The 26,353-nt window shown below is 58.8% G+C and carries 25 protein-coding genes and 1 other annotated feature (1 of these 26 running past the window's edge); of the genes, 14 read left to right on the top strand and 11 right to left on the bottom strand.

The genetic code is table 11. The features are described 5' to 3' along the window. Positions 1–3: a sequence feature (sul1 is cis-regulatory element that is thought to sense ions involved in sulfur or methionine metabolism; They are found in Alphaproteobacteria), on the bottom strand (it extends 53 nt beyond the left edge of the window). A gap of 243 nt (positions 4–246) precedes the next feature. The 3 genes from FJU08_RS03900 to FJU08_RS03890 all read left to right on the top strand — a co-directional run bounded on the left by FJU08_RS03900 (position 247) and on the right by FJU08_RS03890 (position 4,574). Continuing rightward, a complete protein-coding gene (locus tag FJU08_RS03900; protein ID WP_141147677.1) occupies positions 247–2,436 on the top strand; it encodes a putative bifunctional diguanylate cyclase/phosphodiesterase in 2,190 nt (729 codons plus the stop codon). 134 nt (positions 2,437–2,570) lie between these two features. Further along, entirely contained in the window at positions 2,571–3,044 is a 474-nt protein-coding gene (locus tag FJU08_RS03895) for an NUDIX hydrolase (protein WP_141147676.1), read from the top strand. 54 nt (positions 3,045–3,098) lie between these two features. Then, a complete protein-coding gene (locus FJU08_RS03890; protein WP_141147675.1) occupies positions 3,099–4,574 on the top strand; it encodes an inorganic phosphate transporter in 1,476 nt (491 codons plus the stop codon). Positions 4,575–4,618: 44 nt separating this feature from the next. On the opposite strand, the gene tlpA is transcribed toward FJU08_RS03890, so the two are convergent. After that, positions 4,619–5,278, bottom strand: coding sequence for a thiol:disulfide interchange protein TlpA (gene tlpA, locus FJU08_RS03885; RefSeq protein ID WP_141147674.1), 660 nt, complete (start codon positions 5,276–5,278; stop codon positions 4,619–4,621). Between the two features lie 23 nt (positions 5,279–5,301). On the opposite strand from tlpA, the gene argH reads away from it, so the two are divergent. From argH to FJU08_RS03865, 4 genes are all read left to right on the top strand, one after another. Further along, positions 5,302–6,708 carry an argininosuccinate lyase gene (argH, locus tag FJU08_RS03880; protein WP_141147673.1) on the top strand — a complete coding sequence of 469 codons (1,407 nt, stop codon included), beginning with the start codon at positions 5,302–5,304 and terminating at the stop codon, positions 6,706–6,708. Positions 6,709–6,807: 99 nt separating this feature from the next. After that, on the top strand, positions 6,808–7,086 hold the full coding sequence (gene lptM / locus FJU08_RS03875) for an LPS translocon maturation chaperone LptM (protein WP_141147672.1): 279 nt from the start codon (positions 6,808–6,810) through the stop codon (positions 7,084–7,086). Positions 7,087–7,103: 17 nt separating this feature from the next. Beyond that, a complete protein-coding gene (gene lysA, locus FJU08_RS03870; protein WP_141147671.1) occupies positions 7,104–8,366 on the top strand; it encodes a diaminopimelate decarboxylase in 1,263 nt (420 codons plus the stop codon). 131 nt (positions 8,367–8,497) lie between these two features. Next, entirely contained in the window at positions 8,498–11,059 is a 2,562-nt protein-coding gene (locus FJU08_RS03865) for a TIGR02302 family protein (RefSeq protein WP_141147670.1), read from the top strand. A gap of 70 nt (positions 11,060–11,129) precedes the next feature. On the opposite strand, the gene FJU08_RS03860 is transcribed toward FJU08_RS03865, so the two are convergent. Continuing rightward, positions 11,130–11,489 carry a response regulator gene (locus FJU08_RS03860; RefSeq protein WP_141147669.1) on the bottom strand — a complete coding sequence of 120 codons (360 nt, stop codon included), beginning with the start codon at positions 11,487–11,489 and terminating at the stop codon, positions 11,130–11,132. A 165-nt stretch (positions 11,490–11,654) separates the two neighbouring features. After that, positions 11,655–12,197, bottom strand: a complete 543-nt coding sequence (gene hpt / locus FJU08_RS03855) for a hypoxanthine phosphoribosyltransferase (RefSeq protein WP_141147668.1) — start codon at positions 12,195–12,197, stop codon at positions 11,655–11,657. Between the two features lie 241 nt (positions 12,198–12,438). Between hpt and ftsE the strand changes: the two genes are divergently transcribed. The 4 genes from ftsE to FJU08_RS03835 all read left to right on the top strand — a co-directional run bounded on the left by ftsE (position 12,439) and on the right by FJU08_RS03835 (position 16,066). Further along, positions 12,439–13,098: a cell division ATP-binding protein FtsE gene (ftsE, locus tag FJU08_RS03850; protein ID WP_181409764.1), complete on the top strand. Its 660-nt coding sequence runs from the start codon at positions 12,439–12,441 to the stop codon at positions 13,096–13,098. Then, complete coding sequence (locus tag FJU08_RS03845) at positions 13,091–14,128, top strand: cell division protein FtsX (protein ID WP_141147666.1); 1,038 nt, start codon at positions 13,091–13,093, stop codon at positions 14,126–14,128. The genes ftsE and FJU08_RS03845 overlap by 8 nt, the downstream gene beginning before the upstream one ends. 334 nt (positions 14,129–14,462) lie before the next feature. Beyond that, positions 14,463–15,140, top strand: coding sequence for a YdcF family protein (locus FJU08_RS03840; protein ID WP_141147665.1), 678 nt, complete (start codon positions 14,463–14,465; stop codon positions 15,138–15,140). A 131-nt stretch (positions 15,141–15,271) separates the two neighbouring features. Continuing rightward, positions 15,272–16,066 carry a lysophospholipid acyltransferase family protein gene (locus FJU08_RS03835; RefSeq protein ID WP_141147664.1) on the top strand — a complete coding sequence of 265 codons (795 nt, stop codon included), beginning with the start codon at positions 15,272–15,274 and terminating at the stop codon, positions 16,064–16,066. Between the two features lie 7 nt (positions 16,067–16,073). Here FJU08_RS03835 and FJU08_RS03830 read toward each other — a convergent pair whose 3' ends face one another. Next, positions 16,074–16,628: a gamma-glutamylcyclotransferase gene (locus FJU08_RS03830; protein WP_141147663.1), complete on the bottom strand. Its 555-nt coding sequence runs from the start codon at positions 16,626–16,628 to the stop codon at positions 16,074–16,076. Positions 16,629–16,673: 45 nt separating this feature from the next. Between FJU08_RS03830 and FJU08_RS03825 the strand changes: the two genes are divergently transcribed. After that, positions 16,674–17,672: a DUF2125 domain-containing protein gene (locus FJU08_RS03825; RefSeq protein ID WP_141147662.1), complete on the top strand. Its 999-nt coding sequence runs from the start codon at positions 16,674–16,676 to the stop codon at positions 17,670–17,672. Between the two features lie 306 nt (positions 17,673–17,978). On the opposite strand, the gene FJU08_RS03815 is transcribed toward FJU08_RS03825, so the two are convergent. From FJU08_RS03815 to FJU08_RS03805, 3 genes are all read right to left on the bottom strand, one after another. Further along, a complete protein-coding gene (locus FJU08_RS03815) occupies positions 17,979–18,914 on the bottom strand; it encodes a prephenate/arogenate dehydrogenase family protein (RefSeq protein ID WP_141147660.1) in 936 nt (311 codons plus the stop codon). Further along, a complete protein-coding gene (gene hisC / locus FJU08_RS03810) occupies positions 18,911–20,029 on the bottom strand; it encodes a histidinol-phosphate transaminase (protein ID WP_141147659.1) in 1,119 nt (372 codons plus the stop codon). Before hisC ends, FJU08_RS03815 begins: the two co-directional genes overlap by 4 nt. A gap of 106 nt (positions 20,030–20,135) precedes the next feature. Further along, a complete protein-coding gene (locus tag FJU08_RS03805) occupies positions 20,136–20,885 on the bottom strand; it encodes a class I SAM-dependent methyltransferase (protein WP_141147658.1) in 750 nt (249 codons plus the stop codon). Positions 20,886–20,970: 85 nt separating this feature from the next. Between FJU08_RS03805 and gloB the strand changes: the two genes are divergently transcribed. Both gloB and FJU08_RS03795 read left to right on the top strand, forming a co-directional pair. Then, entirely contained in the window at positions 20,971–21,741 is a 771-nt protein-coding gene (gene gloB, locus FJU08_RS03800; RefSeq protein ID WP_141147657.1) for a hydroxyacylglutathione hydrolase, read from the top strand. A 14-nt stretch (positions 21,742–21,755) separates the two neighbouring features. Beyond that, positions 21,756–22,187: a cupin domain-containing protein gene (locus FJU08_RS03795; protein WP_141147656.1), complete on the top strand. Its 432-nt coding sequence runs from the start codon at positions 21,756–21,758 to the stop codon at positions 22,185–22,187. A gap of 9 nt (positions 22,188–22,196) precedes the next feature. Here FJU08_RS03795 and FJU08_RS03790 read toward each other — a convergent pair whose 3' ends face one another. The 4 genes from FJU08_RS03790 to FJU08_RS03775 all read right to left on the bottom strand — a co-directional run bounded on the left by FJU08_RS03790 (position 22,197) and on the right by FJU08_RS03775 (position 26,283). Then, a complete protein-coding gene (locus tag FJU08_RS03790) occupies positions 22,197–23,078 on the bottom strand; it encodes a hypothetical protein (protein ID WP_141147655.1) in 882 nt (293 codons plus the stop codon). 286 nt (positions 23,079–23,364) lie between these two features. Continuing rightward, a complete protein-coding gene (locus FJU08_RS03785) occupies positions 23,365–24,201 on the bottom strand; it encodes a hypothetical protein (protein ID WP_141147654.1) in 837 nt (278 codons plus the stop codon). A gap of 424 nt (positions 24,202–24,625) precedes the next feature. Next, positions 24,626–25,507 (bottom strand): aromatic amino acid exporter YddG, encoded by an 882-nt coding sequence (gene yddG / locus FJU08_RS03780; protein WP_141147653.1) that lies wholly within the window; start codon positions 25,505–25,507, stop codon positions 24,626–24,628. Next, complete coding sequence (locus FJU08_RS03775) at positions 25,504–26,283, bottom strand: DUF3108 domain-containing protein (RefSeq protein ID WP_141147652.1); 780 nt, start codon at positions 26,281–26,283, stop codon at positions 25,504–25,506. Before FJU08_RS03775 ends, yddG begins: the two co-directional genes overlap by 4 nt. Between the last annotated feature and the right edge of the window lie 70 nt (positions 26,284–26,353).

Raw genomic sequence — 26,353 nt, 5'->3', positions numbered from 1 at the left:
GTGGTTCATTGATAAAAGTTAATAGATGTGAAGCCGCCGGTAAGCAAGGCGCAGCGTGGGCGAATGTGGCAAAAGTCGCGCATTTGCCGCGGTTTCCCTGCCTGATTTGGAGGATGTGGTTTGTTCGGGCGCAACTGGCGCCATCATCATGGTGTCCCGCCACGGCTGAGGGAAGGCAGTATTTTCTTGCCTCAGATGCCTATTTGCCCATATTCGGTCTTATATTAGCACTTTCCGGGCCTTTGAATGACCAAGCAAATAGAGACTTCCAGCCTGTCACGTTTTCTGCTGACGCGTGCGCTTCCGGCCTTGATTGTGACACTGGCGATCGGGGTCGGCGTTCTAGCGCTTCTGGTCTGGTCCAGCCAGCAAACCGACCGGATTTCCCTTGACCGGCAGGCGCGGCTGGTTGAACTCGTGGTTTCCAAGCTGCAGACCGAGACCGCTCATGATCAGGAAAGCGCAACGGTCTGGGATGATTCTGTCGAACAGGCGCGCGCCGGTGACCGCGACTGGCTCAACAGCAATCTCGGCCAGTGGATGCATGACTATTTCGGCATTGACGGCGCCTATGTGCTGGACCCTGCAGACAGGCCGATCTTTGCCTTCACGAATGGTGCCATGGCCGATCCTGCGGTCTATTTTGATATCGCAGACAATGTCGCGCCGCTGGTAAAGGCCCTGCGTGAGAAGATGCGCGCCGGCGATGACAGCCAGGTCAGTGATACGGTGCTGAGCCCGGGCGTCTCGGATCTGGTGGTGGTGCGCAAACATCCGGCCATCGTCAGCGTCAAGCCGATTGTCTCGGATACCGGCGAAATCACCCAGGCGCCGGGAAGCGAATATTTCCACGTCGCCGTTCGCTTTCTCGATGGCTCGCTGATCGATGAGTTGCAGAACGACTATATGTTCGCCGATCTTCGTTTTTCCTGGACACCGAGCAGCAAATCGGCCGAATCCAATCAGCCGCTGAAATCGGCGGAAGGGAAGACGATCGGCTATCTGGTCTGGCATCCCTACAGGCCCGGTTCGGCTGTGATGGCGAGCGTTGTGCCGGTTCTGGTGGCGGTGTTCCTGCTGGCGCTCATCATGATCGCGGTGTTCCTCATTTTCCATCGTCGCCGGGCGGAGGAACTCAAGGAGAGCGAAGAGCAGATCCGCTACCTCGCCTTGCATGATCCCCTGACCGGGCTTCCCAACCGGCTGCATTTCAACAATGAGGTTGATCTGGCGCTTTCGATGCGGCGGGTGCAGCCGATCGCACTGGTCTATCTGGATCTCGACCGCTTCAAGCAGGTCAATGACACGCTCGGCCATCCGATGGGCGATGCGCTGATCCGCGAATTCAGCCAGCGGCTGCAGGCAATCGTCCGCCCGGGCGATGTCATCGCGCGGATTGGCGGCGATGAATTCACCATCATGCTCAGGGGCGATATCGAGGAGATCAACCGCCTGTGTGAGAAGATGGTGGATGCGGCGCGAAGGCCTTTCGAGATCGATGGCAATACGGTGTTTGTCGGCGTCAGTATCGGTGCGGCGCTTGCACCCGTCGATGGCGTCGACCGCGTGACCCTGCTGAGAAAGGCGGATGTCGCGCTCTACTATTCCAAGACCACCGGCCGCGGCCGCTATTCCTTCTTCTCCGATGATATGGATCATACGATCGAACAGCGCCGCCAGACCGAGGCGGATCTGCGGCTGGCCATGCTGGGCGATGATCAACTTCAGGTACACTACCAGCCGATCCGATCGGCGCAATCACGGTGCACGATCGGTTATGAGGCGCTGCTGCGCTGGAAACATCCCGAGCGCGGCATGATTTCGCCTGAGCTTTTCATTCCGGTGGCGGAGGAGACCGGACTGATCGAGGCGCTCGGGCAGCGCGTGCTGAAAGAGGCCTGCAGGGCGGCCGTGAACTGGCCGGCGATGACCATCGCCGTCAATGTTTCCGGCATTGAACTGAATAATCCGGACTATGCGGGCAGGGTTCATGCGGTCCTTGCTGAAACAGGGCTCTTGCCGGAGCGGCTCGAGCTGGAAATCACCGAGACGACGGCCACCGGCGAAACCGATGCCGCCGTGGAAAATCTCAAAAGCCTGCGCGAGGCGGGGATCAGGATCGCAATTGATGATTTCGGAACCGGCTTTTCCTCGCTTAGCCGCCTGCAAAGCCTCAATGTCAATCGCATCAAGATCGACAGAAGCTTTGTCCGTGGTCTGGGACAAGGCGGCGATGACGAGGCGATCGTGCGGGCCATTGTCGATCTGGCTCATGCCAAGGGCCTGAAGACAACGGCGGAAGGGGTGGAAACGCCATTGCAGGATGAAGGGCTGACGCAGATCGGCTGCGACGATCTGCAGGGTTTTCTTTATTCGCGCCCGCTGCCGCGCCACGAGGTTGACCGCCTCCCGCCGGGACCAGCAATAATTTCTTGAACTGTGGTCATGGGCAGGCCGGTATCTCTGCCGATCCACGCTTGCCGCTGGTCTGTTTTGCCCGTGCCTGCTTGAGCTTGTGCCTGTTTTTGATTAGACAGCGGGTTATTGACCCGCTCCTGAATGGTTTGTTGATGTTTTCTTGGATCTGGAACAGCTATCTTGCCCCGCTGCTCGGCCGGCCTGCACGCGTGCAGATCGCCGCCCTGTGTTACCGCATGGAAGAAAACGGGCCAGAGGTTTTGCTGATCACCTCGCGCACGACCAAACGCTGGATCATTCCGAAAGGCTGGCCCATTTATGGCACTGATGGCGGCGGCACGGCATTGCAGGAAGCCTGGGAAGAAGCTGGTGTGAAACCGCGTGGCGGCGCGCCGGTCCGTATCGGCAGTTATCGTTACAAGAAGATCGTTGATGGCGGGCTGCCTGTTCCGACCATCGTCGATGTCTACGCCATCGAGGTCGAGAAGTTGCTTGACAACTTTCCGGAAATGGATCAGCGGAAACGGCAATGGATGAAACCCGAAGCTGCGGCTGAAGCCGTGGACGAGGAACAGCTTAAGGCGATCCTGATGGATCTTTCCGCACTGCTTGAAAAAGCGCGGTAGTACAAAAGCTGGCGCAACGGCCGGGAAGGCTGCAGGATTTCAAGGAAAATCACATTGACTGATGACGCCACCCGGCAGTGGAAGACGCTTGACAAAGACCTCAACCGGCTTTCGCGTCTGGAACAGGCTTCCATGCATACTTCCCGCCCTCTGGTCGGGGTTGGCATCAGCCTGGTATTTGTTTCGCTTGCCGCTGTAGCCGCAGCCTTGTTTGCCGGCGGTGCACCGCAGGGACTTGCCGTGATCGTGGCGTCAGCCTTTGGCGCTTATATGGCACTGAATATCGGTGCCAATGACGTTGCCAACAATATGGGACCAGCCGTCGGGGCAAAGGCGCTCTCCATGCTCGGTGCTATCGCCATTGCGGCGGTGTGCGAAAGTGCGGGCGCCCTGCTTGCCGGTGGCGATGTGGTCTCGACCATCTCGAAAGGTATTGTCGATCCACAGGCGCTCTCAAGTTCGGCGATCTTTGTGCGCGCGATGATGGCAGCGCTGCTTGCTGCATCGATATGGGTGAATATTGCCACATGGATCGGCGCGCCGGTCTCAACGACACATGCTGTCGTTGGCGGTGTCATGGGGGCGGGCATCGTCGCTGCCGGGTTTGGGACGGTCAACTGGCCGACCATGGGCAGCATTGCCGCCAGCTGGGTTATTTCGCCATTGCTGGGCGGTATTTTCGCCGCCGGCATGCTTGCCTTCATCAAATGGCGGATCATGTATGTTGATGACAAGCTTGCCGCTGCGCGAACCTGGGTGCCGGTTCTTATCGGCATTATGAGCGCCGCCTTCGCCACCTATCTGGCCCTGAAGGGCCTGAAAAAGGTGATCGCGATTGATCTCTCCCATGCCGTTGTGATCGGCATCGCCGCGGGGATTATTCTGGGGCTCGTCTCTGTGCCTTTCATCAGGCGTCAGTCCCGCGGGCTGGAAAACCGCAAGGCGTCGCTGAAAGTCCTGTTCCGCCTGCCGCTGGTGATCTCGGCCGGGCTGTTATCCTTTGCTCATGGCGCCAATGATGTCGCCAATGCGGTGGGACCGCTCGCGGCAATCGCTTCCGTGCATGAGACATCCGAAGTGACCGGGCAGGTCGCAATCCCGCTCTGGGTGATGCTGATCGGCGCGCTGGGGATCTCGTTCGGTCTGGTCCTGTTCGGCCCGAAGCTGATCGGCATGGTTGGCAATCAGATCACCAAGCTTAACCCCATGCGCGCCTATTGCGTTGCGCTTTCCGCCGCCGTCACGGTGATAGCAGCCTCATGGCTTGGTCTGCCGGTCAGCTCGACGCATATCGCCGTTGGCGGCGTGTTTGGCGTTGGCTTCTTTCGCGAGTGGTATATGGAGCGGCGCGCGCAGCAGATCCATCGGGACCGCCCGGTCTCCGATATGCCGCATCAGGAGCGGGCGCGCCGCAAGCTGGTGCGGCGCTCGCATTTCATGACCATCATCGCGGCATGGGTGATTACCGTGCCAGCGGCCGCGCTGCTTTCCGCCGGTTGTTTTCTGCTTCTGAAAGCCATTGGCTTTTAGGCCGCATCCAGATTTACGGCCCCTTTCAAAGGTGGCACCGGATTTCAGGACCCGGTGGCGCCCTTGATCAGCGCCTTGGCATCATCGCTTGCCCATTCCGCCGGCCCGCTCATCGAGCCCAGAAGGCAGCCATTTTCATCAATCAGCACCGTTGAGGGCAGGCCGAAGGCAAGGCCATCCTTCTTCAGCGTATTGAAAGCGGTAAGCGTCGGGTCGTGATAAAAGGCCAGTGACTGAATGCCGATCTCGTCCATGAAACGGACAGGCTTTTCATCGCCGCCGGTATCGATGTTGACGGCGACGACCTGAAAGTCATCGCTGCCGAGCTCTTTTTCCAGCCTATCAAGCGCCGGCATTTCCTCACGGCAGGGAATGCACCATGTGGCCCAGAGATTGAGCAACACCGTCTTGCCCCTGAAGGCTGAGAGCGTGGTATCGCCGCCTTCCTTGTTGAATGCGAGATTGGCGACCGGTTTCGGGGTGTCCGCGACAACGAAGGCCGCAACCTCGCCGGTGGCAAGCGGTCGCAGTTTTTCAGCCGTTTGTTTCGCACCCTCGCACTGTCCGGCGCTGGCAGTTTGGTCCGAACCATTGCCAGTGAAGGCGTTTTTCACGTATACCGCGACAGCGCCGGCCAAAAGTCCGGCAACAAGTGCGATCATCACCAGTCTGGCGGAGAGGAGTTTTTGTCTTTTTTTCGTCATTTCATTCTCCAGATAGGCTCATCATGGCTGACGGCAATTCCTCCAACAAGACCTCCAACCAGATGTGGGGCGGGCGTTTCGCCTCAGGTCCCGATGCGATCATGGAGGAGATAAATGCCTCCATCGGTTTCGACAAGGCACTCTATAACGAGGACATTGACGGATCGATCGCGCATGCCACCATGCTTGCCGCAAAAGGCATCATTTCGGAAGACGACAAGTCGGCAATTGTAGACGGTCTTCAGACAATTCGTCGTGAGATCGAAGCGGGCAGCTTCACTTTCTCCCGCGCGCTGGAAGATATTCACATGAATATTGAAAGCCGCCTGCGCGAGATGATCGGATCGGCTGCCGGCCGTCTGCATACGGCGCGTTCGCGCAATGACCAGGTCGCGCTGGATTTCCGCCTCTGGGTCAAGAAGGAACTGGTGAAAACCGAAGCCGCGCTGACACGCCTTATCGGCGTTTTTCTCAAGCGTGCGGAAGAACATGCCGAAACGGTGATGCCGGGCTTTACCCATCTGCAGACGGCGCAGCCGGTCACTTTCGGTCATCACTGCATGGCCTATGTGGAAATGTTTGGCCGTGACCGTTCGCGCGTGCGTCACGCCATCGAGCATCTTGATGAAAGCCCGATTGGTGCCGCAGCCCTTGCCGGCACCGGCTTTCCGATCGATCGCCACATGACGGCCAAGGCGCTCGGTTTTGCCGGTGGCCCGACCCGCAATTCCATCGATACGGTCTCCGACCGCGATTTCGCGCTGGAATTCCTGTCGCTGGCCTCAATCTGCGGCACGCATCTGTCGCGTCTGGCTGAGGAAATCGTCATCTGGTCGACGTCGCAGTTCAATTTTGTCCGCCTGTCTGACAGTTTTTCCACCGGTTCATCGATCATGCCGCAGAAGAAGAACCCGGATGCAGCCGAGCTGGTGCGCGCCAAGACCGGCCGTATCAATGGTTCGCTGGTGGCGCTTCTGACGGTGATGAAGGGCCTGCCGCTCGCCTATTCCAAGGATATGCAGGAAGACAAGGAACAGGTCTTCGATGCAGCCGCCAGCCTCGAACTCGCCATTGCCGCCATGACCGGCATGATCGGCGATCTCACCGTCAATGCCGCGGCGATGAAAAAAGCCGCCGGTTCCGGCTTTTCCACGGCAACGGATCTGGCCGACTGGCTGGTGCGCGAGGCAGGACTTCCCTTCCGCGATGCCCATCACGCAACAGGCCATGCTGTGGCGCTTGCCGAACAGAAGGGCTGTGACCTTGCCGATCTGTCGCTGGAAGAGCTGCAGGCAATCAATCCGGCAATCACCGCAGGCATTTTCGACGTGCTGACGGTGGAGGCCTCGGTCGCCTCGCGCAAGAGCTTCGGCGGCACGGCGCCCGAGGAGGTGAAGAAACAGATTGCCTGGTGGAAGGCGCGCAACTGATAAAGCTTGGTCGTTCGGGCCGATTGAGGGTGCACAAGCCGCCCTCAATCGGCTATCACCAGATCTAGATCAGAAGGCATAGTCTGCTATAGGGCGATCATGAAGACTTCCACCACAGCCATTCTGGCCATGTTGCTGGCCGCCGTTGCGCTTACCGCTTGCGGACGAAAGGGTCCTCTTGAGGTGCCGCAGCCGAAAACCGAGGCCCAGGCCGCGCGTGACGCTGCCCGTCAGGCCGCTGATGAAGACCAGCCGCAAGTTCAGGTGACGCCAGGCAACAAGCCAATCATTCTTGATGGTTCCGGCACCAACGTCACGCCCGAGGTTCTGAAACGTTCGGCCAATAGCAATAGCTTCTTCCTCGATTCGCTCCTCTAGAAATCCAGGGTCCCAAGGTGAACCATTTTCACTATTCTGATGGCGTTCTTTATGCCGAGGACGTTGCTGTCCCGGCGATCGCCGATGCCGTCGGCACGCCTTTCTATGTCTATTCCACCGCCACGCTGACGCGTCACTATCAGGTCTTTGCCAAGGCTTTTGAGGGTACGGACGCACTGGTCTGCTATGCGATGAAGGCCAATTCCAACCAGGCCGTGCTGAAGACGCTGGCCAGCCTTGGCGCCGGCATGGATGTGGTTTCCGAAGGCGAGTTGCGCCGGGCGCTTGCCGCCGGTGTGCCGCCGCAGAAGATCATGTTTTCCGGCGTTGGCAAGACGGTGCGCGAGATTGATCTGGCGCTGAAGACCGGCATTGCCTGCTTCAATGTCGAAAGCGAGCCCGAGCTTGAGGTGCTGAATGCGCGCGCCGAGGCGCTGGGCAAGCGCGCTCCTGTCTCCTTCCGCATCAATCCCGATGTCGATGCCAGGACCCATGCGAAGATTTCCACCGGCAAGAAGGGCGACAAGTTCGGCATTCCCTTCGCCCGGGCCGAGGAGGTCTATGCCAATGCCGCGAAGATGGAAGGCATCCGCATTTCCGGTATCGATATGCATATCGGCAGCCAGATCACTGATCTTGCGCCCTTCAAGGCCGCTTTCAAGCGCCTGGCATCGCTGGTTGAGACGCTGCGTGCCAATGGCCATGAGATCGATCATGTGGATGTCGGCGGCGGGCTCGGCATTCCCTATAAGGGCGACAATGCACCGCCGCCGGATCCGGTCGCCTATGCCGGCGTCGTGCGGGAGGCGCTGGAGGGGCTTAATTGCACCATCGTGACCGAGCCGGGTCGCATGATCGTCGGCAATGCCGGCATCTTCGTCACCGAGGTCGTCTATGTGAAGGAAACCGATGGCAAGAATTTCATCATCACTGATGGTGCGATGAATGACCTCATCCGTCCGACCCTCTATGAAGCCTGGCATGATATCCGGCCGGTGACGCTGCGTCCCAAGGCCGAGCGCATTGTTGCCGATGTTGTCGGCCCGGTCTGTGAGACCGGCGATTTCCTCGGTCAGGGACGCGATCTGGAGCGGCCCGAACCGGGTGACCTTCTGGCGGTCGGAACAGCGGGCGCCTATGGCGCAGTGCAGGCAGGCACTTACAATTCCCGCCTTCTGGTGCCCGAAGTGCTCGTCAATGGCGACCGTTTCCATATCATCCGTCCGCGCGCGACCTATGAAGAGCTGATCGCGCTCGATTCGGTTCCCGACTGGCTCTGATCACACGGTATTTTGAAGCGGAAATGCACTGAAAAGGATAAGCGGGGTTTACCTCGCTCTCGACACAATGCGCATTATTCTTGATGATGGAATAGGCGCATCATAAGATATGCGTCGGGCGAAAGGACGCCATGGCGGATAAGCCGAACGAGACCAGCGCTAGACGTGATGACCTGCCGGAAGATCTCTTGCGGCGGGTGGCGATCAAGCGCAATCGCGCCAGGCTGTCGCTCTTCATTGACGCATTGGTGCCGCGTCTTGTCTGGCCCGTGTCCCTGCTTTTCCTGTTTGTCGCCTTTTCCTGGTTCGGTCTGTTTGCCGTTCTGCCCTTCGTTCTCAGGCTTGCGCTGCTGATTGTCCTGGCTTTCGGATTTGTCGTCAGCCTTTATCCGCTCAGGCTTTTGAAATTCCCCGATCTTGCGGCGGGAAACCGCAGGCTGGAGGAAAAAAGCGGATTGTCACATCAGGCGATCTCGCTTCTTGATGACCGCCCTGCCAGTCCGTCGCCTGAGGCGCTTGAACTCTGGCATGCCCACCGACGGCGGGTGGCGGCGAAAATTCACCATCTCGACAGCGGTGCACCGGCGCCGGATCTGACCCTTCTTGATCCCCACGGGCTGCGCGCAATTCCGGTTTTTCTGCTGTTTATCGGCTTTTTCTATGCATCGTCCAACGAGAGCGGCCGTATCGCGGATGCTTTTGCGCCACCGGCGCCGGGTCGCGAAACCCTGCTGGCGCTGCGGGTCGATGCCTGGATCTCACCGCCCGCCTACACCGGTAGGGCGCCTGTCTATCTGGCGCCTGAAGGCAGTGCCGAAGCGGTCAGCGTGCCTGAGGGGTCTGTGCTGACAGTCCGGCTTTCGGGCGAGGGGGCAGATTCGCAGATCCGTTTCGTCGGCAAGGATGGCACGGCGGAAAATCCTGACGACGCTTCGGCAAAGGCCAGCAGGCTTGCTTCCAGCGCGGCGTTCAACCTGACGGGAGACGGAAAGCTTGAGGCAGCTGGCCGGTCATGGCCGGTGAGCGTGGTGGCAGACCAGCCGCCGGTGATTGCCTTTGCCGCGCGGCCGCACCGCGCCGCCAATGGTGCCCTGGAGCTTGAATATACTGTCAGCGATGATTACGCGGTGACAAAGGCCTATGCCGAAATCACGCCCGCCGATGCCGATACGAGCGGTGCGATCCCGCTCTATCCGCCACCGGATTTCCCGCTGAACCTGCCGCGTCGTAACAGCGAAGACAACAAGGCCGTCACCAGCCGCGATATTACCGAGAACCCGATGTCCGGTTCGCCGGTGACAATCACGCTTGTCGCCGAGGATGCGCATGGCAATATTGGCCGCTCCCGGCCGGTCAGCACCATCCTTCCAGAACGCAATTTCCACGAAATGCTGGCGGCCGCCGTTGCCGAACAGCGACGGATTTTCAGCCTTGATATGCGTGCCATGCCGAAAGCGATCTCCTATAGCGAGGCAATGACGCTGCGACCCGAGGAGACCATTCCCAACATCACTCATTTTCTGCTGATCAAGTCGGCTCAGACGCGCATGAAGCTTGCCCATGACAGGGCCAGCTATCGCGATGTGGCCGACTATATGTGGCAGATCGCAACGGGGATTGAGGATGGCAGCCTTTCCGATGCGGAGCGTCGGCTGCGCGATGCGCAGGACGCGCTGAGCGAGGCATTGAAGAACAATGCCTCTGATGCGGAAATCGCCAGGCTGATGGAAGAGCTGCGCCAGGCGATGCAGGACTATCTGTCTGAAATGGCAAGCCGGATGAAGGACATGCCGCAGGATCAGGCGGTCGACCCGGCGCTGCAGGAAATGCTGCGCCAGAATGATCTTTCAAACCTGCTGGATCAGCTTGAAAATCTCGCTCGTTCTGGCGATCGGCAGGCCGCGCAGGACCTTCTGTCGCAATTGCAGCGGATGATGAACAATATCCAGCCGCCGTCCTCGGCTGAAGCCCAGAACGCCCAGCAGAATTCGCAACTGCGCCAGCAGGTGGACAAGCTCGGCGATCTGATCCAGAAGCAGCAGCAGCTGATGGGCGAGACCTATACGCTGGAACAGCAGTTGCAGGACCGTCTCGAATGGGGTGACCTGCAGGACAATGACAGCGAGGACGGTAAAGGCGCCGATAGCGGCCAGAAGGCGCCGCAGACCATGAGCGCGGATGAATTGCGCGAGGCGCTGAAACAGCTACGTGAGCGGCAGGATCAGCTGGGCGAGCAGTTGCAGGCGCTTCAGAAGGGGCTGAAGGATCTCGGCCTTCCCGAGCAGGACGGTTTCGGTCAGGCCGGTGAGGCGATGAAGGGCGCATCGGAAGCGCTCGGCGATGGCGAAGGCAGCCAGGCGCTTGATGGTCAGGGCAAGGCGCTTCAGGCGCTGCGCGATGGCGCACAGCAGATGATGAACGCCATGATGGCCAATGGCAACGGCCAGCAGGGCGGTCAGGGCGGCTCCATGGCGCTCGGCTTCGGCAATCAGCAGGGTCGTGATCCGCTCGGCCGCAATCCCGGCTCCAACGGCATGGATTTCGGCTCGTCGGTCAAGGTGCCGGATGAAATCACGGTGCAGCGTGCGCGCGAAATCCTTGATGCCATCCGCCGCAAGCTCGGCAGCGATGCGATCCTGCCCAGTGAGCAGCCCTATCTGGAGCGGCTGCTGCAACCTGACGGGACAAAATAGCAAACAAAATAGCCCGGACCAGGGTTGGTGCCGGGCAGTTTTGCTGTTCTGGTTTTAAGGTCGGGAAAGATCAGGCGGCAAGCGCGCGGGCGACGGCGCGGCGGATATCGGGCAGGGCAAAGGGTTTCTGCACCACGTCGATAATCTTTTCCATCAGATCGTCTGCGCGTTCGCGCTGCTCGGCAAAGCCGGTCATCAGCAGGATTTTCATGCCGGGATGGTTGGAATGGGCAGCATGGGCCAGCGCGATGCCGTCCATGATCGGCATGCGCACATCCGACAGCAGCAGGTCGTAATCACCTTCGGCCAGAAGCTCCAGTCCTTCCGCGCCATCGCCAGCTTCCACCGTTTCGTGGCCGTCGAGCCGCAGGGCCCTTGCCACAAAGGCGCGCAGTGATACTTCATCTTCCGTGATCAGGATCCTGGCCATATCGGTTTCCCGCTTTCTCTGTCTTTCATAAACCTATTTGCTTGCCTGTTGTTCCACAGGCTTTGTTGACAGAGAGATCACCAGAACTTTCTTTGCGAGAAGTAAACATCGCATCATGCTGTTCTGGCGTAGTTAACAAGCTGTATTGCAGCCCTTCAGCATCTATTAAGCATCACCCGTCACGACGCCGACAAAGGGCAGTTCGCGGAAAGCGTGAGCGACATCCATGCCATAGCCGACGACGAATTTGTCGGGGCAGCGGAAACCATAGTGATCGGCTTCCAGCGCTTCCTCGCGCTTTTCATGCTTGTCGAGAAGAACGGCGATCGAAACATTGGCCGCGCCGCGTTCGAACAGCATGTTCTTGGCGAATTGCAGTGTGCGGCCCGACTCGAGAATATCGTCGATCAGCAAAATATCGCGGCCCTTGACATCGCTGTCGATGTCCTTGACCAGACGCACGCCCTGGCTCACAGTCCCTGTGCCGTAGCTTGAAAGTGTCATGAATTCCACTTCCGGGGCGAGACCGGATTTGTGCAGGGCGCGGATGAGATCGGCCGCGAAAACGAAAGACCCTTTGAGGATGGCGATAACCAGCAGATCCCGCACCGGGCCCGAGGCGATCTCAACCGCCAGTTCCTCATTGCGTGCCGCAATGGTTTCGGCGCTATAGAGTTCCTCGATCTTTTTTCCGCGTACGACGTGCATCAACATGCTCCCTGGATAAGGCCTAGATCAGGGTTATTAGTGTTTTTATCGATCTGTAGCAATCTTGCCGGGCGCAATCGCCGGAATTGCAGGGCAAAGAGCGGTGGAAAGTTGTATTTTGGCGTCGCTTGACGGACATGCGGGAATCGGGCGTCAGTTAGGTCTTGTTTACCGGCTGTTAATCATGATCGTTAACATGGAGGACCGAATGCAAACGCGACACGGCCGGGAAGCAATGGCTTTGATCCATTTCGAAAATGTTGGACTGCGCTATGGGATGGGCCCGGAGATTCTCCGGGACATGACCTTCGACATTCCGAAGAACTCCTTCCAGTTCCTGACCGGCCCTTCAGGCGCCGGCAAGACGACGCTGTTGCGGCTGATGCTTATGGCGCTGCAGCCGACGCGCGGACTAATCCGGCTTTTCGGGCGCGATGTTGCTGTTATTCCACGCAAGGAATTTCCGATGCTGCGCCGCCGTGTCGGTATTGTCTTTCAGGATTTTCGTTTGCTCGATCATCTGACGACCTATGAGAATGTCGCTCTGCCGCTCAGGGTGCGTGGCAAGGATGAGATGGCCTACCGCTCCGATGTGATCGAGCTTTTGCGCTGGGTTGGGCTTGGCGACCGGCTGCATGTCAGGCCTCCGGTTCTGTCCGGCGGTGAAAAGCAGCGCGTGGCGATCGCCCGGGCCTTGATCGATCAGCCGGAAGTGCTTCTTGCCGACGAGCCGACCGGCAATGTCGATCCGCCGATGGCACGGCGCATCTTAAGTCTGTTTGTCGAGCTGAACCGGCTCGGCACGGCAGTGGTCATCGCCACCCACGATATCGCGCTGATGGATCGCTATGATGCCCGCCGGATGATCCTTTCGGAAGGAAGACTTGAGATCTATGAGTAGCCCACCGCGCAAACAAAAGGGCCGTGCAGGCGTCCGTGAGGGCAAGGTCAGGCAGGCTGGCCAGCGCGCTGCCGCAACGCCGGTGGCGCCGGCACCTGAGCGGCCCTCGCCAATCGTGCCGCCGGGCAATGTCCAGTCGCGGGCGCTGATGGCGGTGATCGCAATCATGTCCTTCCTTGCCTGCCTGACCCTTGGCGGCGTGTCCATGGTCCGCGCGACGGCCTCTGCGTGGCAGGGCGGTATTTCGCGTGAGGTGACAATTCAGATCAAACCGGTCGAAGGTCGCGATATGAATGCGGATCTTCTGAAAGCGCGCGATATTGCCCTGCAATTCGTCGGTACGCTGGACGGGCGGATCGTCGACGAGGCGGCGACGGAGCGTCTGCTGGAGCCCTGGCTTGGTACAGGTCTGGATTTTGACGAGTTACCGGTGCCGCGTCTTGTGATTATTACCATAGACGAGGCAAAACCGCCTGATTTTGCCGCAATGGGCAAGGCGCTGACCGAGGCGCTGCCCAATGCCTATCTTGATGATCACCGTGCCTGGGTTGACCGGCTGTCTGCCATGGCGGATGCCACGACCAGTATTGGCGTTGCGATCATGGCGCTGGTGTTTTTCGCCATGGTGCTGACGGTGATCTTCGCCACGCGCGGCGCGCTCGCCGGCAGTCGCAATATTGTCGAGGTGCTGCATTTCGTTGGTGCTGAAAGCGCCTTTGTCGCCAATCAGTTTCAGCGGCACTTCTTCCGCATTGCATTGAAGGGGGCGATTACCGGCGGTGTGCTGGTCTGCCTGTTTTTCTTTGCCGTGGGCTTCTGGCAGGGACATTATCTGGCGACGCCGGGGGCTGATCAGACAACGGCACTTTTTGGTGCGATTTCGGTCGGCTGGAGCGCCTATCTCGGCATAGCTCTGACAATCTTGATGATCGCCGTTTTGTCGACGCTGACAGCCCGGATAACGGTGATCAGGACCATTCGCGAAATTGATCTTATCCGTTCCGATCCTGGGCGTCTTGACGGGCTTTGATGATCTGCCTGAGCGGGCGGCACATCACGAGAGGCGAGGGGCGCGGTCCGGAAAGGCGTTTCCTGCCGTCCGGAACTGCGCTCATGCCTCTGAAATGCAGGGAAATGGTCGCACGCGCGATGGTTCGCCCCGAATGCGCCATAGTAAACGTGTCAGTCCCTTGACTTGTGCCCGGTTCTGACGCTGTTTCTGCGGCCCTGAGATTGGCCGTGAGAGGTGCTTCGAGACGGGGCGACGGCGACAAGACAGTGCGTGAAGGCGCGCGCCGGGCCATTGACCGGGGAATTGAAATGACATGCAGGCCTGTCTGGGTCTGAGCTGAAAGGAGTGCTGCGTGCAGCATCGGCAGAACGAAACAGGCGATAGTCCGACGGTATCAGCAAAGACGGCAAAGCCGTGGCGGCGGCTTTTCACCCGTCTTTTTGGCGTGGCCGTTGTCTTGCTGATTCTGGTTGCTGCCGGTTTCGTCTGGTTTTCGGCAAATGTGTTTGGCGCGCGCAAGCCGGATACCGCCAATATCGATGCGATTATCGTGCTGACGGGCGGCTCTCACCGGATTGAGGCCGGGCTTGCGCTTCTGGGCGAAGGCGTTGGCGACCGCCTGCTGATTTCCGGCGTCAATCCCTCGACCAGCCGCGAGAGCATCCGCCGCGTGACCGGTTCGGATGGCAGCCTGTTCGATTGCTGTGTCGATGTCGGTTATGAGGCGCTGAACACGCGCGGCAATGCCAGCGAGGCCGCCCGATGGATCCGCGCCCATGATTACAGGCGTATCCTGATCGTTACCAGCAGCTATCATCTGCCGCGAAGCCTGTTTGAGATGCGCACCCTCGATCCCGAAACGGTTTATGTCGGTTATCCCGTCGATCTCGATGCAGAAGGCGAAGCCTGGTATGCAAATCCACGTCTGCTGCGTCTCCTGGGAACCGAATATCTGAAATATATCGGCGCACATATTCGCGTTTATGCCGGTGTTGACCGGGCCATGGCGATGCTGGCGAATGGCGATTGAGCGCGGCCATTCTGTGTCCATCTGCCGGGTTGTGGTGATTAGCGCGCTGGTGACAGGCGCAAAACCGGTTTCCACTTTCCGCTGATTTGCTCTAGAGAATGTCCGGTCCTAATGAAAATACAGGGTTTGGCATGACTGCTTTGCGATCGGTCGCGTTCAATATTGCATTTTATCTGGGAACGGCTGTGCGCATGATCGTGCTCTCGCCATTCTATTTTTCTGTGTCGCGCAAGCGCGCCTATCGCACCGTGGTGCAGGGCTGGGCGGCGTCAATCAATCGGCAGATGCGGTTTTATGCCGGCGCTGATTTTACCATTGAGGGGCTGGAAAACCTGCCCGAGGGCGCCTGCATCATTGCGCCGAAACATCAGTCTGCCTGGGACACCGTGCTGCTTTTACCCTGGGTTGATGATGCAGTTTTCATGCTGAAGCGTGAATTGCTGCAGCTTCCGCTTTTCGGCTGGTACCTGAAGAAACAACGTCAGATCGGCGTTGACCGGGCCGCCAAGGGCGCGGCCATGGCCGATGTCATGGCCCGCACCAAGGCAGAGCTTGAAACCGGGCGCAAGCTGATCATCTTTCCGGAAGGAACGCGTCGCCCGCCTGGCGCTGAACCCGACTACAAGCGTGGCATCGTCCGCCTTTACAAAGATCTCGGCATTCCGGTGGTGCCGGTGGTGATGCATCCGGGCTTTTTCTGGCCGCGCGGCAGCTGGCGACGGCAGAGCGGGCATTTCACCGTTCGCATCCTTCCGGCGATTGCGCCCGGCATGGATGGCAAGGCATTTTTTGCTCAGCTGGTCGAGACCATGGAGGCCGAAAGTGACCGCCTGCTGGTCGAAACGGTTGCCGCCAACCCGCAACTGAAGCTGCCGCCGGAAACGGTTTCGCGGCTCGAAGCGCTCCAGCAGGGTGTGGCCATCTGACGCGGCCTCAGAACCGCCTTGCGGTCGGGTGCAGGGCCTGCCCCTGCCGGGCAATGGCCTCGGCAATGGCCTCCAGCCGTTCGTCTTCAATTCCCATCTGTTTGAGATGACGCAGGGTATTGGTCAGATAGTCGCGATTGGACCCCGCCTGACCGCTTGCGCTACCGGCAAGGCTGGCTGAGACTTCAATATCGAGGCTGCCGGCATACTGGCTGTGGGCGCGGTCCACAACATAGGTCACCGCCGGCACGATTGGTCCGTTTTCAAGGCTGACAGGCAATACGAGTTCGCGGTAGACTCCCGTCACAAGCTCTCGCTCGCGCAGATATTGCATCACGTCGTCCTGTCGCTTCGTTGAAACGGCAAAGGCAACGCCCTCGCAATAGCCGCCGCGATCAAGACCGAGAACAAGGCCGGGCTTTGCGCTGGTGCCGCGATAGATATGAGAATAGACGCAGAGGCTGCGGTGATAACCTGTCAGCCGCCCATGAGATCGCCGCTCGCTGATGAAACCGGGGTTCCACATCAGCGAGCCGTAGCCAAATACCCAAAATTCGTCCATATGCTTTGCGAGTCCCTCATTATGTTTTCAGAATTGGAGAAGTGAATGGCAGCGTCAAGACGTACGCGCAAACTTCTGCGCGTTATCGGTGTTATTCTGGTCGTTATTGTTGTGGCCTATGGCCTCGGCTGGTTTTACGTTGCCCGTACGGTGAAGGCGCGGATCTTCACCCTTCTCGAAGGGACGCAGACCAAGAATGTGATGGTGGAGTGCGGCGACCTTGGCTATCAGGGCTTTCCGCTTCAATTCGGTTTTTACTGCGGCGACCTGCATCTGCGCCAACGCGATGACCGCTTTACCTTCGATCTGCCCAAGCTTGTTGCCGATGCGCCGGCTTATTCGCCGTGGTCCGTCATGGCCCATCTTCAGGGGCCGGCAACGCTGAAGAACGAGGCGGGTTTTCTGCTGCGTTCCGAGTGGTCCAGCTTTGACACCAAGATGATCTATGGCAAGGGTGCGCCGCGCCTTTTGTCCTTCAATATCGAGGGGCTTTCGACTCAGCTGTCAATGCCGGCCGGAAACCAGAGCGCGCTGACGCTTGAAAAGGCGCAGGGTCTGACCCGCAACCAGGATGGCGATCTGGAGGTAGCGCTGGCTGTTGAAAGTGCCGTCATTCGCCCCGAAAACCGCACCCAGTCGCTGATGCCGATGAGCCTCAATCTGGTGGGTTCGCTCACGGATGGCGGTTCTCTGATGGGCGGTGATCTGAACGTCGAACAGCTCAAGGGCAAAAGCGGCGTCATAGATCAGGCGGAATTGACGGTCGGAGACAATGATTCCTACATCTCCGCCAGCGGTCCCTTTTCCTTCGATACCAATGGTTATCTGAGCGGGCGCTTTAAATTCGAGGTCGCAGGTCTCGATGTCGCCGGTCAGATGGCGCAGGTCGCCTTTCCGGATTATACGCAGGTCATCAATACGATTGTCGGCTTTGCCGGTTCGCTCTCTCCGGGCAACAAGAGCATTACCATCGGCATCAATGTCGATGGCGGCAAGGTCTCGATGGGCTTCATCCCGCTCGGCAAGATCCCGCCGCTGAAATAGCGGCAGACAGAACGGCCGGCACCAGAAGAGTGCCGGCCGTCAGACTGTTGACAAGCCTCGCCACCTTTTCTGGAGTCATGCCTGTGCTTGTCACAGGCATCCAGCCGGCGCGCGTCTGCGCGGCGAAAGGACTGTCTATTCATTGCCTTATTTATCTGGATCCCCGTGACAAGCACGGGGATGACGACGGAGAGAGGGGCAGCTCCACCTCAAACGTGTAATATAAATGGCTTTGTCAGCAGCCTGACGGGCCGGCACCAGAAGGGTACCGGCCGTTTTTCGTGATAGTGCTGTTTGAAGCCCGTCTTATCCGTTTTTCTTGTCGATCCCGTGGCGACCAAAGTCGGCTGCATCGACATCCTGCCCTGCCTCGATGATCGAGCGGCGAACGGCTCTGGTACGGGTGAAGAGATCGAACAGCTTGTCACCCTCGCCCCAGCGGATGGCGCGCTGCAGATAGGCCAGATCCTCGGAAAACCGCGCGAGCATTTCCAAGATCGCGTCCTTGTTGTGCAGGCAGACATCGCGCCACATTGTCGGGTCTGACGCCGCAATACGGGTGAAATCGCGAAAACCCGAGGCGGAGTATTTGATCACTTCCGACTGGGTCACGGTTTCCAGATCGGCAGCCGTACCGACAATATTGTAGGCGATGATATGCGGCAGATGCGAAACGATCGCCAGCACCTTGTCGTGATGGGCGGGCGGCATCGTGTCAACATTGGAACCGATCGCCTGCCAGAAGGCGGTCAGTGTTGCGATTGCACCTTCATCTGCGCCATCCTCTGGCGTGAGAATGCACCAGCGCCCGCGAAACAGTCCCTCAAAGCCAGCATCGGGACCGGATTTCTCTGTACCTGCAATCGGATGGCCGGCGATGAAATGAACGCCTTCAGGCACGTGCGGGCTGATCTGCGCGACCACAGATGTTTTCGTCGAGCCGACATCTGACAGGATAGCGCCCTGTTTCAGGCCCGGTGCGATGGTCTTCGCAACCGCACCGGACGCACCGACGGGAACCGAAATGATGACCAGGTCCGCCCCCTTGACAGCGTCAAGCGCGGATGTCGTGTAGCGATCGCCAAGGCCGAGCTCCTCGGCCCGCGCCAGTGTTTCAGGAGAACGCGTCGACACGACGATCTCATCGGCAAGCTTCAAAGCGCGAATGTCGCGCGCCAAGGAGGAGCCGATCAGACCGATGCCGATCAGTGCGATCCGGTCAAAGTGAATTTCAGCACTCATGCCGCATTGGCTTTCCGTCCGAGAAAGGCCTCAAGCGCCGCGATGACGCCGAGATTGGCCTCTTCCGTGCCGATGGTCATGCGCAGTGCATTGGGAAAGCCATAGCCGGCCACCATCCGCAGGATAAAGCCCTTCGAGGTCAGATAGGCATCGGCATCGGGGGCGCGCTTGCCGTCTTCGTCAGGGAAATGGATCAGGATGAAATTGGCGACCGAAGGTGTGACCTTCAGGCCCAGCGCTTCCAGCCGCTCCGTCACTTCGGCACGCCATTTCTCGTTGTGATCAGCCGCCTTTGCCGTGAATGCAGTATCGTTCAGGGCAGCGGTCGCCGCAGCGATTGCCGGGGCGTTGAGGTTGAACGGACCACGCACACGGTCAAGTGCCTGAACAATGTCCAGCGGGCCGTAGAGCCAGCCGACACGCAGTGCGGCAAGACCGTAGATCTTGGAGAAGGTGCGGGTCATCACCGTGTTGTGGCTTTGGGAAACCAGCTCGATCCCGGCCTCATAATCGTTGCGACGGACATATTCGGCGTAGGCCGCGTCAAGTACCAGAAGGACATTGGACGGCAGTGCGGCCTGCAGGCGGCGGATCTCCGACATCGGCTGATAGGTGCCTGTTGGATTGCCCGGATTGGCGAGAAAGACCATCTTCGTCTTTTCGGTGACAGCTGCCAAAATGGCGTCGACATCAACGGTGGCGTTCTTTTCCTTGACCGTGACGGGCTTTGCACCATTGGCCATGATCTGGATCTTGTAGACCAGAAAGCCGTGTTCGGTGATGATTGCTTCATCACCTTCGCCAAGATAGACGTGGCACAGCAGGCCCAGAAGTTCGTCCGAACCGTTGCCGCAGATGATGTTGTTGTAGTTAAGTCCAAAATTGCTGCTGATCGCCCGGCGCAGATCAGCGGCCTGGCCATCGGGGTAGAGTTCCAGCCTGTCGGCGATCGACTTCATCGCCTCAATGGCCTTCGGGCTGGGGCCAAGCGGTGTTTCATTGGAAGAGAGCTTGTGGACCTTGTCCACACCCTCCGCATGATCCTTGCCCGGAACATAAATGGCAATGTCCATGACGCCGGGGCGGGGAGTGGGTTTCAAAGTCTCGGTGCTCATCTTTTCTAAAACCTCGAACAAGAAACGGCGAAATGCCGGTTTCAACGGAAAAAAGGGTTTAAAACGGAACCGGTCATTTGTCGAGGCGACAATGGCCCGCAATTGCCTAGCTTGCGGGCCCTGTCCGTGTGGTCGGCACACCTTGCGGGGCCAGCGCTGGCACATAGACGCGCTTTGCCCGGCGTTGCGCAACTGGAAGCCCCTGATAGAGCCGTTTTTGCGCTTCGACGATGATCACACCGGAAAAGGCTGGCCAGAGTGCCCGGCCCAGGCGCTCGAAATTGCTGCGCAGTCTGAGGATCCAGCGGACCTTGGCTGGTGGAAAAAACAGCGCGTCGGCAAAGCTTCCGGGGGTGAAATTGGTCTGGCGCAGAAGATCGGTGATCTGGCCGCGCGAATAGGGTCGGCCATTGCCGAAGGGGGTATGTTCCAGCCTTGCCCAGACGCCGCGCCGGTTTGGCACGACGATGACCAGTCGCCCGCCCGGGGCCAGCACCCGCCAGATTTCGGCAAGCGTATCGGCCGGGCTTTCGGAAAATTCAAGCGAATGAACCATCAAGAAGCGGTCGATCGACGAATCGGGCAGTGGCAGAGCCTCTTCCGCCACAAGCGCCGTCGCCGACGGTCCGCCCGAGGGCCAGTTGAGTGCGCCCTGGGTCGCCGGCATGAAGGACATGGTCCGCTCTGTCCCCTGTCCCAGCCGGTCGAGATAGGGCAGGCAGTAGCCGAGGCCGACCAGCCGCTCATCCGGCAATTTCGGCCAGATTGCCGACATGGCGGCAGTGATCGACTGGGCCGCGAGGCGGCCGAGGGTCGAATGGTAAAAAGCGCGGAGGTCGACGATATCTGCGTTCATGACGCGGAGTTAATCGCGACGCCGGTTGGACTTCAAGGGGGAAGTGACTACATTCGGATCAAATCAGCGATCACGAGGAAACATCATGGCCCCACTGGAAATCGCCGTCTTCATCTGCCGCTCCGACAATTATGCCGTGCTTTTGCATGATGGCGAAACAGGGCGGACCCTTGCCATTGACGCACCGGATGCAGACGCGATCACAGCCGAGCTTGAGCGCCGGGGCTGGCAGCTGACCGATATCTTCACGACACATCATCACAAGGATCATGTCGAGGGGAATCTGCAGCTGAAGGCGCGTTATGACTGCCGTATCGTCGGCCCGGTGGAAGAGGCGCTCGTTATTCCTGGCCTTGATCTCGCCGTGGGTGAGGGGGACGAACTGGAATTTTCCGGACGTCGCGTCACCGTGTTAGAGACACCCGGCCATACGGCGGGCCATATCTGTTACCATTTTGCCGCAGAAAAACTGCTCTTTGCCGCCGACACGCTGTTCGCCATGGGGTGTGGCCGGCTGTTTGAACGGCCGGCCCTGGATATGTGGCACTCGTTGTCAAAACTTCTCGCCCTGCCGGATGACACCGAGATCTATTTCGGCCATGAATATACGCTTGCCAACGGGCATTTCGCGCTCAGCATTGACCCGGACAATCCGGTGTTGAAAGAAAGGGTTGAGGCTGTGGCAGCACTGCGCGAGGCCGGTGAGTACACCATTCCGACAACGCTCGGGCTGGAGAAGAAGACCAATCCGTTCCTGCGGGTTGCTGACCCGGCAATCCGGGCGCGGCTTTCCATGGAAACGGCATCCGATGCAGAGGTTTTTGGCGAAATTCGCCGGCTGAAAGACGGCTTTTGAACGGAGTGGCGGCCATGATGGCGCGAGAAATCATTGCAATGCTCGGCATGGAACCGCATCCCGAGGGTGGCTTCTATGTGGAAACCTTTCGTGACCTGTCCGATGGCAGCAAGCGTGGCGTCTCCAGTCTGATCTATTTTCTGCTGGAGGCCGGCGATCGCTCTCACTGGCACCGGCTGCATACGGCAAGCGAAGTCTGGCATTTCTATGCCGGTGCGCCGCTGGTCCTGTCCCGCTTTGCCAAGGGTGGCATCAACGACGATCTAGTGCTGGGAACTGATCTGGCGGCGGGCGAACGTCCGCAGGCCATCGTCCCGGCCGGCTGCTGGCAGGCTGCCGAAAGTCTCGGCGATTTCACGCTTGTCGGCTGCACGGTCGCGCCAGGCTTCGATTTCGACGATTTCGAATTGGCGGAACCGGACTGGTCACCGCGTGAACCGGCCTGAGCGGCCGGATCAGATGATTGAGGATTGAAGGCGGAGATTGCCTTTTCGGGTTGCATTTACCCGTGCTCTGTCATGCCATGCGATCACGGAGGCGAGCGGCCTTTCGCTGCCATACATCAGTTTCAGCCGGGCGCTTTCATCGCTGTCATGAACCGCCTGTTCCAGCAGGACATGGAGTTCGAGAACTTCCGATTGCAGTCCCCTGGGACTGGTGCAGTTCCCGTAGAGGCTATCCCTTGCGGCCTTGAACAGGGTGAAGACCTCGGGTGGCGCGGCACCTTTGATCGGGCGCAGGGCATGAATGACAATGCTGGCGACTGCGGGACGGGCGGCGCCGTCCATGCGCTGGGCTGCGTGCGCCAGCGCCAACAAAAGCGCAATCTCACTCTTGACGTTGCCGCGCTTGCGCTCTGTCTGATAGATCGCGCTTGCTGCACGATGCAGCAGTTTCGGTGCTGTCTTGTATTCTGGCAGGCTTTCGGCGAGAAAGATCAGCTGGTTGCGGATCTTGTCGTCGGGCATGGCGCGGACGGCCTCGAGAAAACGGTTGAACTGGAGTGTGAACTCCAGGGTCGAGGGGCTGCGGGCCTCACTACCACTTGTCCAGGCTTCAACGATCTTGAGAAATGCGGTTTCACAAAGCTCGGCATCCTTCAGCCGGACGACCTCTTTCAGGAGTGCCCGCAGAGGTTCGGAATTCTCCCCGGTACAAAGATGGCGCGCCGCCCGCGCCAACGTGTTTTCGACCAGCATGACGCGGCTGGCTTCGGGAAATCCCTTCATCTTTGACAGGGCTTCACAGAATTTCCGGGCAATATCGGCGGAGATGATGCGCTCATGCGCGGACTGTTCCACATCGAGCTGCCGCCTGCGAACGCCAAATCGGGGCATATGGCGCATCAGTGCCGTAAAGCGGGAGGGCGGGCTTGCATTTGCTTGTAGGGCGGCAATCTTGCGCGCGCTTTTCCGCGGCTTCGCGGTCCTGTAGGTCGTTTCCTGGTCTATACCTGATCCAGACGTGGAAGAGAGCGACATCTATTGCAATCCTTCGGCGTTATTATTTTCGCCCACAGATCACCGCTTCGCTATAATAGCGAAATTGAAATTTTAAATGTTTGCAGAACTTGACGCTCTGCCAATTGTGCTCAAGTGCCAATTGGCTTTTTAGCGCAAGGTTTTAGTCCTGATCGGATATGGTGATCTGGATCAGGTCCGGTGTGGTTCCGTCAGCCTTGGGGCCGAGCGTCGGATAGGACCATTCGCGGCCGGCAGAGGTGAAGACGGGTAATGGCCTTTCGGCTACCTCAGGGCTTGCATAGCGCAGCATGTTTGCCGCCTCGGGGCTGCAACTGTCGCATCTATGTTGCAGTTGTGTGTTCAGTTGCTCTGCCTTTGCGGGGGATGAACCCCTTCGATTGGCATAGTCGCCGAGGCTTTTGGCAACGGCCCTATAGGAGTCGAAGAGCCCTTCGCTGCTATTGTTTTCGGTGATAACAGGCAGTCGTGGAATAAGCTGTTCGAGCGTATCGGCCTGCGCGATATTCTTCTCCCGCACATTCGCTCTGGCATTGGGCTCGATAATACGTGTGGTCTTGGCCAGTTGCCGGACGAAGCTGGCAGAAAAGCGTTCTGCCTTGGCGGCGTCGAATTTGCTGTCGCGGATGCTGTCATGCATTGTCAGTAGGGTTTTGACGGCCGATTTGAGCTTGACCGGCTGCATCTTGGTCTGACCGAAGAGTTTGACCACCGTATCAAGCTGCCCTGTGACCTTGTCGCTCGGTGTTCCGGCGGCGGCTTCGACAAAGCTCATATAATGGTTTTCGGACTGGGTCGGCGACAATGCCGGCAGTCTGTCGCTGGCCGACCAGTGCTCGGCGGCTTTGTCAAAGGCACTGGCGCACAAGGCCGGGTCCTTGATGTTGCGAATCATGCTCAATAAGTGTTGTACCGGTTTGGTATTGCCGCTCGCGCGCGCGAAATCCCATGTTGCCTGGGCGAGGTCCTGCTCGATCATGTCCGGCTTGTCTGCGTCACGGGCTTGCGAAAAGGCCTGTGTCAGTGTTTGAAATCGTGTCTCGGCGTCGCGGCGCTCGGTATCACTTTTGCTCAGCCGGAGCGCGCCGGCCGGGCCGCGGCCGAAAATCTGTGAGAGAGATGTTCGCGTCGCCGGGCTCATCTGGTTCAGATTCTGTCTGTTTGCGCCTGGTGGGCGTGAGCGGTAGAGCGTTGCCCGTTGCGGGCTGGAAGTCTCTGGAGCCTTGTCGGTCTGGGCTTTGTCGGTCTTTTGATTGGAACCCGAGATGTTGTTATTTTGCATTTGCCGACGCTCCTCATGCTGGTTTGTCGTTAAACAGCATCAATCAAGCGTGATAACCAATTCGAATTTCCCGATGTTCTAATAGAATTTGGTGCGACTTCAAACCGGGCGAAGATGCAGGCTATCTCTTTGAAGAACGGCGACTAAAGATCAATTCGCGGGCGGCAAGAACGGCGCCGCCGGTGATCAGAGCGCAGGCCGCCAGCACCTGCCATGTCGGTTTGCCGAAGCCGAAGGCGATCAGAATCAGTGTCGACAGCAACGGGGCTGCGTAACTGGCTGCACCGAGGGCCTGGATATTGCCGCGCTTGACGCCGAAGTCCCAGGCGTAAAAGGCCAGGCCCACCGGAAACAGGCCAAGGCCCGCCACGGCAAGCCACTGGAAGGGCGTTGCCGGCCAGACCGTTGTTTCAAATACGAGATGCGAAAGCAGCGACAGAAGCGATGTCGCAAGGCAGAAGCCGGTGACGACGTCGGTGGAAACCTTGTTGAAGGAGCGGGTCGCCAGGGAGTATCCAGACCAGGTGAAGGCGCAGAGAAAGGCCGCGCCGTAGCCAAGGATGTAAGTGCTGTCGAGGCTGAGCCCGCCATTGCGGGTGACAAGCAGCCCGGTTCCGGCAAAGCCGAGTAGGGCGCCGGCGATATGATGCAGGCGGAGTTTTTCACCCGGCAGCAGTGCCGAGCCAACCACAATCAGCAGCGGCCACAGATAGGCGATCAGCCCGGCATCGACGGCGGGTGCGTTTCTGAGGGCGGTGAAATAGAGAAAGTGATAACCGAACAGGCCGGCAATGCCCGTGATCCAGACTTTGCGCGGCTGGCGCAGAAAAATGCGTCTTTCCGGTTTGAGCACAAGAACCACGATACCCGGAAGAGACCCTATGGCAAAGGCGATGGCAGATAGCTGAAATGGCGGCATGGTTCCCGACGCCGCTGTAAACAGCGCCAGAACCGACCACATGACAATTGCGGAAAAGCCAATAAGCGTTGCGCCCAGTGTCATGAAACGCCGAACTTCGTCGCGTAAATGGTGATCCGGCCAATCTTGAGCGGAATATGGGCCAGGACCGGCACATAGACATTCAGCCTGTCATTGAGCGCGAACCAGACGACGAGTTCGGTTGAATGAGCGAGATAGTCGATGTCCTCGTCCTTGCGCTCAAAGCCGGCGATGGGGTGAAAGCGCATCGCGCAGCCTACGGCGCGTCCGGAAAATCCGTTGGTGGAGAAGGGGCGGCTGCCAGCCGGAGCAAGCTTGAGTTCAAGGCGGGTTTCGCCGTCGAATATCGCCAGTGAACCCTGGCAGGGATTGGCTGACGCCGGCAGCATCATGGCTGAAAGCGGGTCGATAACATTGCGCAGGTGGCGGCTCGTGACCTCGACCCAGTTGGAATCGCGCGGCCCGGGATCGGGCGCGATCGTGGCCTGTGTAACCCGGCCATTGCGGTAATAAGCGAGATAATCGCGTGCGTAGTCGCCATCGCGATATTTCAGGCTGAAGCTTTTTGAGTCGGGCTTGCCGTTTTTCAGCGCGCCCTCGACCTCGGCATCGACCTTGAGCGACGTGATCAAGGTGCCAAGGCCGCTGGCCTCGACAGAACCGTCAATGGCGTAGTCATCACCATCCAGAGTGGTCTTAAATTTGGCGTCAGCAATTTTGATGCCGGAAAATGAGATCGTGTAATCTGTCTGAAGTGTTTCATCCTGCGCTTGTGCCTGGGGCAGGAGCAATGAGGAAAATGCAACAATTACAAAAGTATGATATATGGTTTTCAGCATCGCACCGGTCCGCAAACCTGTTATTTAAAGGTAAGTCATAATCCTTTATGTCGCAGGTGACGGAAAAAAA

It is taken from the genome of Martelella alba (genome assembly GCF_006516955.1).
GTDB lineage: Bacteria > Pseudomonadota > Alphaproteobacteria > Rhizobiales > Rhizobiaceae > Martelella > Martelella alba.
Note: the sequence above shows the minus strand (reverse complement) of the source record. Positions and strands in the feature narration are given on the sequence as shown.